Consider the following 13,336-nt stretch of genomic DNA (forward strand, 5'->3'; position numbering starts at 1 on the left):
TGGACAGGCATTCAAGGACGTCGAGATCATGGTGCTCCGGCATGAGGTTGCCGTATTGAAGCGCCAGGTCGCCCGGCCGAAGCCGGACTGGGCCGATCGGGCGCTCTTGGCGGTGGCCCGCTTCCTGCCGACGGTGCCGCGAGCTCATCGGCGGGTCACCCCGGATACCTTGTCGGCCTGGCATCGGCGTTTGATCAAACGCTCGTGGACCTACCCCCGCCGCGCCGGCCGTCCTGCGCTGAGCAAGGAGATCCGGGAGCTGGTTCTACGCCTGGCACGCGAGAACCCGAGGTGGGGTACAGGCGGGTCCACGGCGAACTGGTCAGCCTCGGCGTGCAGGTCAGTGAGGCGACCGTGCGACGAATCCTGCGTTCACGCCGACACCGGCCGGCGCCACGAAACTTCGACACCTCTTGGCGGACGTTTCTACGGCTGCAGGCGAAAGGGCTACTCGCCTGCGACTTCTTCCACGTTGACACGATCTTCTTGAAGCGCCTGTACGTGTTGTTCGTGATGGAGGTGGAAAGACGACGCGTTCACATCCTGGGAGTCACCGCCCATCCCACCGGCGCCTGGACCGCCCAGCAGGCCCGCAACCTGCGCATGAACCTCGGGCACAGGGCAAGCCCGTTCCGGTTCCTCATTCGTGACCGGGATACCAAGTTCACCGCCGTCTTCGACGAGGTCTTCACCAGCCTAGGCGTCACGTTGATGAAGACGCCGCCGCGTACACCCCGAGTCAACTGCTACGCCGAACGCTGATCCGCACCGTCCGATCCGAATGCACCGACCATCTGCTGATTTACGACAAACGCCGCCTGCGATCAGTCCTGAACGAGTACGCCGAGCACTACGACAACCATCGCCCACACCAGTCCCGCCAACAACGCCCACCCGATCAAGACGAGCACGTGTGGTGCCGCTGAAAGGCCGGATTCAGCGGCGAAAGGTGCTCAGCGGAGCCATCAACGAGTACCGTCGGGCCGCCTGACAGGCCCGAAGAGACACCAGCACACCATGTGTACGAGTTTTGCAGCGGTACACGCTTCTTCCCCTTCTTTCGGACTCTCTCGAAACGGAATCCAGATAACTCGTGAACCCTTTTCCTGACGAAAATCAACAACGCCTTCTCGCGGCGCACGGGCTCGACGGGTGGTTCGTCTCCCAATGGGTCAGCCTTGAGGATGGGTTCGAGGTGGCCCGGCGTTTGCACTTCCCGACGGAGACGATAGAGGCCTGCGATTTTCAAACCGCCATGAGGTCGCACGACCCTGCTGGCTCCGGGCAGCGGGTTTGGATCACGCCGCATGCACCCGGCTGGTCTCACGTCCTTCTTCTCCGCGGCGGGCAAGCGTCGTCCGCGGAGGAGCTCAGCCGCCGTGGCCGGCGAGTAGTTGAAATCTCCTACGCAAGTGGGGAGATTGACGAGCCGATCTACACCCACGATGGCGCGTATAGAAGCATCTTTGATGAGACCGAGTATGACGTCCATTGGGCGGATCTGTCATACGACGACATGATGCCGGAGACAGAACTGCTGGACCAGTTTCTGATCATCATCGGAAGAATCACCGGGCGATTCCTCGATCGGGACTGGATCTCGTCCCAAGGGCTATTGTGCATCAAGTCCTGATACTGGATTAATGCCTGAAGTGTGTGCATCAGGGAGGCGATCAGGCGGGCCGGGCTGAGAATATCGGCCAATCTAGTACGGCAGCCGCCATTCGCTGCGTGAGCTGGGATGACGTCCGACTGGCCGGCACGATCTTCTGATGGCTTTGCCGTACAACGAGGGCAGCCTGTACCGCGTCAAAAGGCAGCCACGACGACTCCGACCTGTGGTTTGACGGGGTCCCGTCCCCGCCGCCGAGATCGCGCTTCGTGCTTGTCCGTCTGCGCCGTCTGGCTGATCTTGCTGAGCCGCCGCCAGCGTCGAAGGACGCGAAGATTCCTCGTCGGTGAGGTCTCCACGCGCCATGCCGGATGGCCTACCAGGATCGCAGACCGCGCCGCAGGCCATTCCACTGATCTCAACTCCGTGCAGGCGCTGGTTCGAGGAACCGCGGGGCCGCGGCGGACTGCGTGTCGCGGGTCCTCCTGCTGCGGGGATTGCGCGGGGTGGTCTCCCCTCTTGGCTGAGATCTGGTGGATGTTGCTCGACACGCCGGGCGGGGGTGCGCAATCGGTTGCCCGGGGTCGAACTCGGGGGTGGACTTGACTCGTTCCCGCAACGACCGCGGCGCCGGAGAGGGTGCGCGCGGCGGCGCGTTGCCTCCCGTGAGAGCTGGTGGTCCTATGCTGTCCGCGTTCACTGATTTGTCCGTGGCATCCGCGCGGCGCACCCTGCTGCCCAGGGCGAGGCGCGTCGCTGTGGCCCGGGACCCCGGCCTCGGCGGCGGGAACCTGTGGCAGACGGCGCTTACGCACAGCCGCGATCCGGATGCCCCGTTGGTCGTGGCGGATCCGCCGATACCCGGCGTCGACGGAGCGCCTCGCGCCGAGTTCGGAATCGCCGCGCTGTGCTCGCTCGCGGACGCGTGGTCGTCCTGGTATCTCGCACAGGGCGTGCGGCCACGCGACCGGGTCGCGCTGTATATGGAGGACTCGTTCGAGGAGCACGCGCACCTCGCCGCGCTCGCGCAGCTCGGCGCGATCGCCGTCGTCGTCAACGGGCGGCTTCCTGGCGAGGTCGCGCTCGGGCTCATGCGGCGCGCCGGCGCGGTCGGCCTCTACACCGATGCCGCGCACCTGGCGCGACTCGACGGGGCGGAGAAGGAACTCCCTTCGCTGCGATGGGCGTTCACCCGATCCGAGGTCGGCGGCCTGAGCGGCGCCGTCCTGCCGGACCGGGCCCGGTACCGGCACAGCGACTCCGACCCGATCTTCCTGTGCCACTCGTCCGGCACCACCGGCAACCCGAAGCTCGTCACCTGGACGCACGGGCAAGGCGTGGCAGGGCCCGCCTTCCGGCTGTCCACCCAGCCCGAGCCGGACGACTCGCTGCTGTTGTGCGCGGCACCGCTGTCGCACGGGGCGGCCATCGCCGTCACGTTCTTCGCGTTGCTGGCCGGCCTGCCGATGGTGGCGCTGGCCGACCGCAGCGCGGCGGGCCTGTCCCGGGCGGCCGCCCGGTACCGCCCCACGACCGTGTTCGCGTTCAACCACGCGCTCGCCGAACTGGCGCTGTCCGACGTCGATCCGGAGGACTTCGACTCGGTCCGCGACTGGATAAATGTGGGCGACTCCGCGCACGAGGTCCATATGCGGCGGCTGGTGCGGTTCGGCCACCGCGACATCGACGGTGAGCGGGTGCCCGGCTCGATGTTCCACGACATCCTCGGCTCGTCCGAACTCGGCTGGGCCGCGCTGCGCCGTACCACCACCGCCGACATGCCGTCCGTCCCACGCCACCTCGGCAGACCGGTGGCCGCGATGAAGGTCGCGGTCCTGCGCGAGGACGGCAGCCATGCCGACCCCGACGAGGTCGGCATGCTCGGAGTACGCGGCGATTCGGTCACCACCGGCTACTGGAACGACTCCGACACCTACCACCGCAGTCGGCTCTCCGGGTACTTCCTGTCCGGCGACCTGGTACGCCGCACCGCCAGGAACGAGTACTTCCACGTCGACCGCGTTGTCGACGCGATCCCCACGGCGGGCAAGACGGGCCACTCCGTCCTGATGGAGGACACGCTGCTGCTCGCGCTGCCCGAAGCCGCCGACTGTGCGGTGGTGGCCGGGGTTGACGCGGGGGCGACCGTCCCGGTGGCAGTGGTCAGGCTGCGCGACAGCGATCCGGACACCGGCGCGGCCGCCGGGCTCCTTGCCCGTGCCAACTCCGCCCTCGTGGCGATCGGCCAACCCCCGCTCGCCGCCCTGGAGATCGCGGTCACCGACGACCACCTTCCGGTCGGTGCGACCGGCAAGGTGCTCAAGCGCCGGCTCCGCGAGAAGTACCGGGACCTACCGGCCCATCTGGCCACCGCACCGCACGCCGCCGCGGCAGGGCACGTGCGGCCCTGGGGGCAAGCGGCCGAGACTCTGCGCCAAATCGCCGAGGACGTCGTCGACGCCGAACCCGGGCAGGTCTCCCTGGCCGACGGCTTCCACACCGACCTGCAGATGGACTCCCTGCAGAAGATCGAGCTCGTCACTCGCGTCGAACGCGCCTTCGCCGTGCGGTTCGAGGCCGAGGAGGCCGCCGGGACCGAGGCGCTCGCCGACGTCCTTGATCTCCTGGCCCGCCGGGGCGTGGTCGCCGCCGCACCGTCCGGCGGCGCGTGATGAGCGTGATGAACCCCGTCGAGAGGCTGCTGCTGCGCCACGTCGCGGCCGGCCAAGGTGGCAGGCCCGCCCTCGTCGACCACGAACGCACGCTGACCTACGCCGAACTGACCCAGGCCGCCCGCGACCATGCCGGAGCAGTCGCCGCCGCCGGAGTACGCCGCGGCTGCCGTGCGCTGGTCGTCGGCGACGACAACACGGACACCGTCATCGCGGTGCTAGGTCTATGGTGGTACGGCTGCATCCCCGTCGTCCTCAGCCCGATGCTGCGTGATTCGGAGATCGCCTTCGTCGCCCGCGACTGCGCCGCCGAGTACGCCTGGGTGTCGCTGCCCAAGGAGCGGCGCGACAGCCTGCGTGAGGCCCTCCGCCTGCTGCCCGTGCACGAACCGGGCGCCACCCGCGCAGCCGACACCGGGCCGCCCGCCCCGTTCGTCCCGGACGCGGAGGCGCTGGTCCAGTACACCTCCGGCAGCACCGGGCAGCCGCGCGGCGTGCGCCATGGCATGACCGGGCTGCGCGCCGTCCTGGACGGCTTCGGCACCGTCCTTGCCCTCACACCCGACGACACCGTGCTGTCGACCGCGAAACTGTCGTTCGGCTACGGCTTCGGGAACTCCGTATTGTTTCCGCTGGCAGCCGGCGCCCGGTCGGTGCTGCTCGCCGGCCCCGTCGACCCGTACACCGCGATCACCGCCATACACCGGCACCGGCCGACCGTGCTGTGCGCGGTGCCCAGACTCTACGCGGCCCTGCTCGACACCCTCGCACGCGGCACGGTGCTGGACTCGTCGTCCCTCCGCCTCGCGCTCGCCGCGGGCGAGCACCTGCCCGCCGAGTTGTCCGCCCGCGCGGCGCGGTCGCTCGGCGTCCCGGTGGTGAACGGGCTAGGGGCGACCGAGGTGCTGCACATCGTCCTGGCCACCGACCCGCGGGCCGCCCTCCACGGTTCCACCGGCAACCCGGTGCCCGGCGTCACCGCGACCGTCCGGGACGACAACGGCCGCCCGCTGCCCGCCGGCTCGCACGGCCGCCTGCACATCCGATCCGCCTCGGCGGCGCTCGGCTACATCGACCGGCCCGAGGCCTCCGCGCGCACCTTCGCCGACGGCGGCGTCTACACCGGCGACATCGCCTACCGGACCGAGGCCGGCGACTTCCGCCACGTCTGCCGCGCCGACGACCTGCTCAACCTCGGTGGCTTCAAGGTCGCGCCCGCCGAGATCGAGGCGGAACTGCGCACCGCCGAGGGCGTCGCCGACCTGGTCGTCGTCGCCGGGCGCGACGACACTGGCCTGGAGCAGGCCGTCGTCCACGCCGTCCCCGCCGACGGCGTCACACCCGAACAGGCCCGCCGCGCCCTCGGGCGCGCCATCCGGGAGAAGCTCCCCCCGCACAAGCGCCCTTCGCGGGTCGAGGTGCTCGCCGCGCTGCCCACCACCTCTACCGGAAAGCTCGCCCGCTACCAACTGCGCGTCCCGCAGGAGCAGCGTTGAGCGGGGACATCGTCGGCATGGGCGTTGTCACCTGCCTCGGCGACGAACCCGAAGCAGTGCACCGGGCGCTGTGCGACGGACGCACCGGCGTCGCTCCGTTGCGCGCCTTCGACAGTACCCGTTTCCGGGTGAAGCACGCGTACGAGATCGACGACCGGACCGTTCCCGGCCAGGATGAACCAGGGCGCGCCTCCCGCTGGCTGCGCGCCGCCGTCGCCGCCGCGCTCGCCGATGCGGGGCTGCCCGCCACCGTTCCCGACGTGCCGGTCATCGTCGGAACCACGCTGCGCGAACTGCGCTCCGCCGAACTGTGGTGGCGCGACGGGCACCCGCTCACCCTTGCCGAACTGCACTTCGGCCAGACGATGCGCGGCGCGTTCGGCACCGTCGAAACGCACACCGTGGCCAGCGCGTGCGCCGCCGCGCTCCTACGCCCTGGGCATGGCCACCGACCTGATCGCGCTCGGCCTCGCCGAGACCGTCGTGGTCGCGGGCACCGACGCCATCACCGAAAGCTCCTTCGGCGGGCTCGACCGCGTGCAGAACCCGCCCCCGCGTGCCATACGGCCGTTCGCGCGGCAGCGCCGCGGCATGGTCATGGGGGAGGGCGCCGCCGCGGTCGTCGTCCGAGCCTCTGGCACCCACAGTCGCCCGGCACACGCCCGTGTCCGCGCGGTCGCGATGAACTGCGACGCGGCGCACGCCACCGTCCCCGACGTCGCGGGCGTCACCGGCGCCGTCCGCGACGCCCACCGCCGCGCCGGAGTCGACGCCGCCGACATCGACCTGGTTGTCGTGCACGGCAGTGGCACACGCCACAACGACGCGGTGGAGGCCGGCGTGCTGCGCGATGTCTTCCGCGGCGTCCGGCCCGGTCCGCTGGTCACCTCGGTCAAGTCCGGACTGGGCCACACCTGCGGCGCATCTGGCCTGATGAGCCTGATCGTCGCCGTACTCGCCATGCGGACGGGGGAGTTGCCGCCGATACCGGGGCTGAGCGACCCCACCCCCGAAGCCCGGGACCTGCGCCTCGTCGTCGATCACCCGGCCCATGGCCGCTTCGCCACAGCGCAGATCAATGCCATCGGCCTCGGCGGCATCAACGCCGTCGCCGTCGTCGGGAGAGCCGCATGACACCCGCCGTGATCACCGGCTGCGGGCTCGCCGTCACCGGCGTCGCCGACGAGCACCACCTCCTCGACCCGGGCCGCGCCGCCGCACCCGAGGACGACGCCGGCCGCGGCGAGATCGGGCTGCGACACAAGGACCGCGCGTCCCGTCTCGCCCTCCGTGCCACACGACGGGCGCTGTACGGCGTAACGCTGCCCACTTCGGACACCGCCGTCATCGTCAGCAGCAACCTCGGAAACCTTGATACCGTCTGCGAGTTCGTCGACATCATCGGCAAGGAGACCGTCATCGGCCTCAGCCCGATGCGCGTGCCGCACATGTCCAGCAACGTCACCGCGGGCTGGCTCGCCCTCGACCACGGCCTGCGCGGACCGAACATCACCCTGAGCAGCGGCACCACCAGTGGCTTGGACGCGATGTTCTGGGCCACCGCCCTGCTCGCCGCGGGCCGTGCCGCGGCTGCTGTCGTCGTCGGCGTCGAACCGGACACCGCGCCGGTCGCCAGGCTGCACGCCGAGCACGGCGGCACGCCGCGACTGGACGGCGCCGCATGCCTCGTCCTTGAGTCACCCGCACAGGCCCGCGCCCGCGGTGCCCGGCCGCGCGCCGTGATCCACGCCTACGGCAGGGCCGCCGACCGTGCCGAGGCCGTTCGCCGCGCGACCCGCGCGTGGCCGGGCCCCATCGGACTGCGGCTCGCCGCGGGGCCGGATAGCGACACCGCGGCCAGCACGGTCGACCTCACCGCCCGGCTCGGCCGCTGTTCCGGCGCACTCGGCGTCCTGCAATGCGCCGCCGCCCTCGCCTGGCTCGACCGGCCCGGTCACGACGCCGTGCTCGCGGTCGCCGGCGACGACGGCACCGGCGGACAACCCGACGGCGAAGGCGATCCGAGCGGGGTGGCCGCCGTGCTGCTCACCCGGCCCGCTGGCAACGCCACGTACGGGGACGGCTTCGGAGGTGATCCACATGGCGCCGCCTGACCGGTACCGCGCGGTGCTGACCGGCCTCGGCGCCGTCTCCTGCCTCGGCGCGGGCACCGAGGCCCACTGGGCCGGCCTGCTCGCGGGCGGAGCGACGCCTCGCGAGGTCGACCTGCCGCACATGCACATGCGGGCCAAGCGCATGTATCTGACACCGCCTTCCGCGATTCCCGCCGATCCCGGCACCCACGCCGGAATCCCGCTCGGCCCCGCCCCGCGCATGGCGGTCGCGGCCGCACGCGAAGCCCTCGCAGACGCCGGCATCGGCCGCGGTGACACCGCACGCATCCCCGTCGTGATGGGCGTCGAAATGGGCAATGCCAGCGTTCAGGAAGAGCAGCGCGGCGCGGGCGGCACCCCGATGTGGACCCCGCTGGCGATTACCGCCGCGGTCGTCGCCGATGCGGTCGGCTCGCGCGCGGGCACCGCCGGCCTGGGCAACGCCTGCGGCGCGGGCGGCTATGCGCTCGGCGTCGCGCTGGACATCATCCGCGCCGGCGAGGCCGATGTGGTGCTCGTCGGCGGCGCGGAGGGCATCACCCGGGTCGGCATGGCCGGGTTCGACCGGATCCGGGTGACCGATCCGCGCGGCTGCCGGCCGTTCGCCCGCGACCGGGCCGGCACCGTGTTCGCCGACGGCGCCGCGTTCGCGGTTCTCGAATCCGCCGCCCACGCCGCATCGCGGGGAGCCCGGCCGTATGCGGACCTCGGCGCCGCCGCCTGGAGCTGCGACGCCTACCATCACCCCACCGCCCCTGAGCCCGACGCGGTGCAGCTGGTCCGGGCCATGCGGGACGCGCTCACCGACGCCGGAGTCCGGCCGGAGCAGGTGGGCTGCGTGCTGCCGCACGCGACCGGCACCCCCGTCAACGACACGGTGGAAAGCCGGGCACTACGGCGCGTGTTCGGCGACTCCCCTGATCGTCCACCGGTGTACGCGCTCAAGGCGCTCATCGGCCACACCTCGGGCGCCGCGGGCATGTTCGCGTGCCTGACCGCGGCACTCATCGCCTCCCGGGCCAGGATCCCGGCCAACGCGCCCCTGGACCAGGACCCCGAGTGCGACGTGTGGCTGCCCCAGGACGGGCCCGTACCGCTGACCCGGCCGGCCGTGCTCGTCAACTCGTGCGCGACCGGCGGCATCAACGCCTCGTTCGTGCTCTCGCAGGTGGGAGACCCGGCATGAACGCCCCCGCCCCCGCCCGCGTCCGCGTCCTCGGCCTCGGGATGATCGCCCCCGGCGCCGTCCGGCCGGCCCACGCCCTGGAACCTCCCGTGGAACCGCTTCCCGACTGGTTCGACACCGAGGCGCTGCTCCCCGGCCGCGGCTACCGGAAACTGCCACCGGGCTGCCGGTATCTGCTCGCCGCGGCCCGTTCGGCACTCGACGACACCGGGGCGTGGTTCGCCGGCCTCCCGCCGCAGGACCGGGCTGCCGTGATCGGCGGCAACAACGCGGGGGCCACACTCCAGGACGACTTCGACCGCACCGTCATCGCCACCGGAGCGGCGGATCTGTCCCCGGCCCGGGTCCCGTACATGGCGCTCAGCATGTTCGGCAGCCGGCTGGCACCCGAACACGGGCTCCAGGCGTTCGTCCTGGCCATCAACTCCCCGGCGGTCGCCGGACTGGAGGCCGTGCAGACGGCGGCGCGCGCACTGGCCACCAGGCGTGCCACGGCTGTGCTCGCGGGTGCCGTCGAGGACCGGCCCGCGCCCGTCCAGGGCGGCGGGGACGCACACGACCTTGGCGCCGCCGTGCTCGTGTGCGTCCCCGAAGGCGCTTCGGTTGCCGGGGAACGGGCGTACGGCCACTGCTCGGTGCGCGGCGCGTTCGTCGGCGCGGCGGGCGGTGTGCCCGAGGTCTCCGAGGTGCTCGACCCGCTGTGGAAGGAACTCCTCGCCGACGGCCGGCCGGTCGCGCGGATCGACGCCGTGCTCGACGACTCGCCCGCGGGAGCGGCGGTCGTCGCGTGGTTGACCGCACGCGCGGGCGACCGCGCCGTCACCACCCTCGCCCGGCCGCCGGGCAGCGGAACGCTCGCACCGCTGCGCCGTGTGGTCGGCCGGATGGCAGCCGGCACAGCCGAGCGAGCCGTGGTGCTCGCCGTGTCCGCCCACGGCCATGTCTCGATCGCCGACGTGCTCCCTGACGCAGCGGGCGTTCCGTGACGACACGCTCGCGGGCCGAGCCCGCACACCCCCAGCGAACAGACATCACCAACTCTGAAAGGCAGGACCCCATGGCCTCCGCGACCCCCACCCGCGACGAACTGCGCGACTTCTTCGCCGAAGAGCTCGAACTCCCGGCCGACGTCGTCGGGTTCGAAAGCGACTTCCAGGACGATCTCGGCGTCGACTCGCTCGCCACCATGGAGATCCTCGTGCAGTTGGAGAAGAAGTACGGCATCCGCCTGGACGAATCCGAGTTCGCCGGGCTCACCTCCGTGAACGCCGTCCACGCCTTCCTCGCCGACCGGCTCGAAGCGGCGTGACCATGACGGGCGCCCACCGCCCGGTCGCCATCGTGACCGGGGGATCACGCGGCATCGGCCGCGCCGTCGTGACCCGCCTCGCCGCCGACGGGTTCGACGTCGCGTTCTGCTACCACACCCGCAAGGACGCCGCGGAGGAGGTGGCGGCCGAGGCCGAGGCGACGGGCGCCCGCGTGCTCGCGTACGAGGCCGACGTCGCGTCCGCCGAGCAGTCCCGTGCGCTGGTCGCGGCCGCCGAAGAGCATCTCGGGCCGCCGTCGGTGCTCGTCACCTGCGCCGGCATCACCCGCGACCGGCCGCTGGTGCGCATGACCGACGCCGAATGGGACGACGTGCTCCAGACCAACCTGTACGGCACGTACCACGCCTGCCGTGCCGCCGCCCTCCCGCTCATGCGGCACGGCAGCGGCTCGATCGTCACGCTGTCCTCGGTCGTGGCCGCGCGCGGCAACCCGGCACAGAGCAACTACGCCGCGTCCAAGGCCGGCATCGTGGGCTTCACCGCGTCCCTGGCGCGCGAACTCGCCCGGTCCGGGGTTCGCGCGAACGTCGTCGCACCCGGGCTGATCACCACCGACATCACCAACGACTTGGCGCCCAAGGTACACGCGTCCATCATCGGGAGGATCCCGCTGCGCCGTCCCGGGACCCCCGACGAGGTCGCCGACCTGGTCGCCTTCCTGGTCTCCGACCGCGCCCGCTACATCACCGGGCAGGTCATCGGCATCGACGGAGGGCTGGTGCCGTGACCGCGCCCGCCACCGGCCGTTCGGGCTCCGCATCCTGCGCCGGCTACGACGCGATCGTCGTCGGCGCCCGCTGCGGCGGAGCGCCCGCGGCGATGCTGCTGGCCCGCGCCGGCTACCGCGTCCTGATGCTGGACCGCGCTCGCTTCCCCCGCGACACCCTGTCCACCCTGTACATCCACCAGCCCGGCACCGCCCTGCTCGACCGCTGGGGCCTGCTCGACCGGGTCGCCGCCACCGGCTGCCCGCCGATCACCTCGGCCATGCACCGCATGGGCCGAGTCGCCGTCGAAGGCACCCCCACTCCGATTCACGGCATCCACGCGGCCTACGCGCCGCGGCGTTACCTCCTCGACACACTCCTCGCCGAGGCCGCGACCGAGGCCGGAGCGGAGTTCCGGGAGGACTGCCGGGTCACCGACGTGGTCGTCGAGGACGGGCGGACCGTCGGGGTGCGATGGCGCACCGCCTCCGGCAGCGGTGCCGACCACGCCGCCCTGGTCGTCGGCGCGGACGGCATGCGCTCGGTCGTGGCGGACGCCGTGCGCGCCGAGGCGGTCCGCGAGCACCCGCCGTTGACCTGCGTCTACTACGGCTACTGGGAAGGAGTGCCGGTCACCCGGTTCGAGGCGTACGCGGTCCGCGGCCGCTGGGTCGGATGCCTGCCCACCAACGACGGCCGCACCCTGATCGCGGTGTACTTCTCTCAAGCCGAGTACCATGCCGTCCGGCGCGACCTGCCCGCCGCCTACCTCGGCGGGCTCGCGGCCGCGGCCCCCGAACTGCACGAACGTGTCCTCGCCGGCACCCGGGTCGGCCCGCTCCACGGAAGCGGCACACAGCGGAACTTCTTCCGCCGCGCCGCCGGGCCCGGGTGGGCGCTGGTTGGCGACGCGGGACACCACAAGGACTCCATCACCGCCGACGGCATCACCGCGGCGTTCCAGCAGGCCGCGCTCCTGGCCGCCCGCCTGGGCGCCGACCTGCCCGACCCGGCGCGCCGGCAGGCCGCGTTGGAGCGCTATGCCGCCGACCGCGACCGCATGCTCGCCGCCCGCTACTCCGACACCCTCGCGCTCGCCCGGCTCCGCGCCGACCGTGTCGAGGCCCGGATCGCCGAACTCGCGCATGACCCGGCATGGGTGCAGGCGTTTTTCGACCGTGCGGCGGGCACCGGTCCCGACCTCGTCCCCGTGCCCGACAACCAGTCCGAGGAGGTTCCGGCGTGACCGCCGAACAGTACGGAGTCGCCTTTCCCGGGCAGGGCGTCAAGGCGCATACGCTGCTCCTCGCCTTGTGCGCCCACGTCCGGCACCCGCTGGTCGCCCGGCTGCTGAAGACCTTCAGCGCCGCGCATCCCGAGGCACTGGACCTCGGCGACACCGCGATCGTCCAGCCCGCCACCTTCGCCGCCGGCATCGCGGCGGCCGACGCGGCCTTCGGGCCGGACCACCGCCCGCCGGTGGCGCTCGGCCACAGCCTGGGCGAGCTGACCGCCGCGGCGTACGTCGGATTCCTCGGTGCCGACGAGGGCTTCGAACTGGCCGTGGACCGCGGTCGACTGTGCCACGACCAGGGCCTGCGCAGGCCCGGGGCGATGGTCGCGATCGTCGGCGCCGATGCGGGCGAACTCGAATGGCTGCGCCGGGGCGTGATCGCCGAGCACGGCGAGATCCTCGACGTCGCCGGGCTCAACAGCGCCCGGCAGACCGTGCTCTCGGGCACCCCCGAGGCGGTGGCCGCGGCCGTCCGCATCGCCGAGGAGCAGTGCCTGCGCGCCGAAGTGCTGCCGATACCCGGCGGTTTCCACAGCTCGCTGATGATGGACGCCGTCCCGGCGTGGCGGCGCCGTCTCGAGTCCACGGACTTCCGCCCGGGCGCGACCCGGTTCGTCTCCGCGATCGACGCACGGCCGCACACCGACCCTGGGCAGGTCCGCGAACAACTCGCGCGCGGCCTGGTGCTCCCGGTGCGCTGGCAGGAGGCCGTGCACACGGTACGGGACCTCGGTGTGCCCGGCCTCGTCGATGCCGGGCCGGGTACGACCCTGCTCAAACTCGGACGCCGTGCCCGCACCCTCGAATTCACCGGCCTCGGCGCACTGCCAGAACCGGTGCCGCCCGGGTGATGGCGACCCGCCGTACGGGCTGAGCGCCGCTGTTCGACCACGTGACCCATCAGCGGATCAGCCCTCTGCCGCA

Annotated in this window: 14 protein-coding genes; 13 read left to right on the forward strand and 1 reads right to left on the reverse strand. The window is 72.0% G+C overall.

The window, feature by feature from the left end:
- The first annotated feature begins 291 nt into the window (after nt 1–291).
- The 5 genes from ACFKCF_RS54350 to ACFKCF_RS54370 all read left to right on the forward strand — a co-directional run bounded on the left by ACFKCF_RS54350 (nt 292) and on the right by ACFKCF_RS54370 (nt 5,780).
- Nucleotides 292–762, forward strand: coding sequence for a hypothetical protein (locus ACFKCF_RS54350; protein ID WP_394504380.1), 471 nt, complete (start codon nt 292–294; stop codon nt 760–762).
- A complete protein-coding gene (locus ACFKCF_RS54355) occupies nt 762–926 on the forward strand; it encodes an integrase core domain-containing protein (RefSeq protein ID WP_394504429.1) in 165 nt (54 codons plus the stop codon). Before ACFKCF_RS54350 ends, ACFKCF_RS54355 begins: the two co-directional genes overlap by 1 nt.
- A 167-nt stretch (nt 927–1,093) precedes the next feature.
- Nucleotides 1,094–1,633: a hypothetical protein gene (locus ACFKCF_RS54360; RefSeq protein ID WP_394504381.1), complete on the forward strand. Its 540-nt coding sequence runs from the start codon at nt 1,094–1,096 to the stop codon at nt 1,631–1,633.
- Nucleotides 1,634–2,322: 689 nt separating this feature from the next.
- Nucleotides 2,323–4,284, forward strand: a complete 1,962-nt coding sequence (locus ACFKCF_RS54365) for an AMP-binding protein (RefSeq protein WP_394504383.1) — start codon at nt 2,323–2,325, stop codon at nt 4,282–4,284.
- 8 nt (nt 4,285–4,292) lie between these two features.
- Complete coding sequence (locus ACFKCF_RS54370; RefSeq protein ID WP_394504384.1) at nt 4,293–5,780, forward strand: AMP-binding protein; 1,488 nt, start codon at nt 4,293–4,295, stop codon at nt 5,778–5,780.
- Here the strand turns inward: ACFKCF_RS54370 and ACFKCF_RS54375 are convergent.
- Nucleotides 5,747–6,178 (reverse strand): hypothetical protein, encoded by a 432-nt coding sequence (locus ACFKCF_RS54375; RefSeq protein ID WP_394504385.1) that lies wholly within the window; start codon nt 6,176–6,178, stop codon nt 5,747–5,749. The genes ACFKCF_RS54370 and ACFKCF_RS54375 overlap by 34 nt on opposite strands.
- Before the next feature lie 43 nt (nt 6,179–6,221).
- Here ACFKCF_RS54375 and ACFKCF_RS54380 point away from each other — a divergent pair, with 43 nt between their 5' ends.
- The 8 genes from ACFKCF_RS54380 (at nt 6,222) to ACFKCF_RS54415 (ending at nt 13,263) form a co-directional block, all read left to right on the forward strand.
- Nucleotides 6,222–6,914, forward strand: a complete 693-nt coding sequence (locus tag ACFKCF_RS54380) for a beta-ketoacyl synthase N-terminal-like domain-containing protein (RefSeq protein WP_394504387.1) — start codon at nt 6,222–6,224, stop codon at nt 6,912–6,914.
- A complete protein-coding gene (locus ACFKCF_RS54385) occupies nt 6,911–7,894 on the forward strand; it encodes a beta-ketoacyl synthase N-terminal-like domain-containing protein (RefSeq protein WP_394504389.1) in 984 nt (327 codons plus the stop codon). The genes ACFKCF_RS54380 and ACFKCF_RS54385 overlap by 4 nt, the downstream gene beginning before the upstream one ends.
- A complete protein-coding gene (locus ACFKCF_RS54390) occupies nt 7,881–9,080 on the forward strand; it encodes a beta-ketoacyl-[acyl-carrier-protein] synthase family protein (RefSeq protein ID WP_394504391.1) in 1,200 nt (399 codons plus the stop codon). Before ACFKCF_RS54385 ends, ACFKCF_RS54390 begins: the two co-directional genes overlap by 14 nt.
- Entirely contained in the window at nt 9,077–10,066 is a 990-nt protein-coding gene (locus tag ACFKCF_RS54395; RefSeq protein ID WP_394504393.1) for a beta-ketoacyl synthase N-terminal-like domain-containing protein, read from the forward strand. The genes ACFKCF_RS54390 and ACFKCF_RS54395 overlap by 4 nt, the downstream gene beginning before the upstream one ends.
- Nucleotides 10,067–10,137: 71 nt before the next feature.
- On the forward strand, nt 10,138–10,389 hold the full coding sequence (locus tag ACFKCF_RS54400; RefSeq protein WP_364853405.1) for an acyl carrier protein: 252 nt from the start codon (nt 10,138–10,140) through the stop codon (nt 10,387–10,389).
- A 2-nt stretch (nt 10,390–10,391) separates the two neighbouring features.
- Nucleotides 10,392–11,138, forward strand: coding sequence for a 3-oxoacyl-ACP reductase FabG (gene fabG, locus ACFKCF_RS54405; RefSeq protein WP_394504395.1), 747 nt, complete (start codon nt 10,392–10,394; stop codon nt 11,136–11,138).
- Nucleotides 11,135–12,364, forward strand: coding sequence for an NAD(P)/FAD-dependent oxidoreductase (locus ACFKCF_RS54410; protein WP_394504396.1), 1,230 nt, complete (start codon nt 11,135–11,137; stop codon nt 12,362–12,364). Before fabG ends, ACFKCF_RS54410 begins: the two co-directional genes overlap by 4 nt.
- Nucleotides 12,361–13,263, forward strand: coding sequence for an ACP S-malonyltransferase (locus ACFKCF_RS54415; RefSeq protein WP_394504398.1), 903 nt, complete (start codon nt 12,361–12,363; stop codon nt 13,261–13,263). The genes ACFKCF_RS54410 and ACFKCF_RS54415 overlap by 4 nt, the downstream gene beginning before the upstream one ends.
- Nucleotides 13,264–13,336: the final 73 nt, after the last annotated feature.

It is taken from the genome of Nonomuraea sp. JJY05, assembly GCF_043496855.1.
In the GTDB taxonomy this organism is placed as follows: domain Bacteria; phylum Actinomycetota; class Actinomycetes; order Streptosporangiales; family Streptosporangiaceae; genus Nonomuraea.

Coding starts and splice junctions, on each gene's coding strand:
- ACFKCF_RS54395 (WP_394504393.1), top strand. CDS start 9,077: ATGAACGCCCCCGCCCCCGCCCGCGTCCGCGTCCTCGGCCTCGGGATG.
- ACFKCF_RS54380 (WP_394504387.1), top strand. CDS start 6,222: ATGGCCACCGACCTGATCGCGCTCGGCCTCGCCGAGACCGTCGTGGTC.
- ACFKCF_RS54370 (WP_394504384.1), top strand. CDS start 4,293: ATGAACCCCGTCGAGAGGCTGCTGCTGCGCCACGTCGCGGCCGGCCAA.
- fabG (WP_394504395.1), top strand. CDS start 10,392: ATGACGGGCGCCCACCGCCCGGTCGCCATCGTGACCGGGGGATCACGC.
- ACFKCF_RS54390 (WP_394504391.1), top strand. CDS start 7,881: ATGGCGCCGCCTGACCGGTACCGCGCGGTGCTGACCGGCCTCGGCGCC.
- ACFKCF_RS54400 (WP_364853405.1), top strand. CDS start 10,138: ATGGCCTCCGCGACCCCCACCCGCGACGAACTGCGCGACTTCTTCGCC.
- ACFKCF_RS54385 (WP_394504389.1), top strand. CDS start 6,911: ATGACACCCGCCGTGATCACCGGCTGCGGGCTCGCCGTCACCGGCGTC.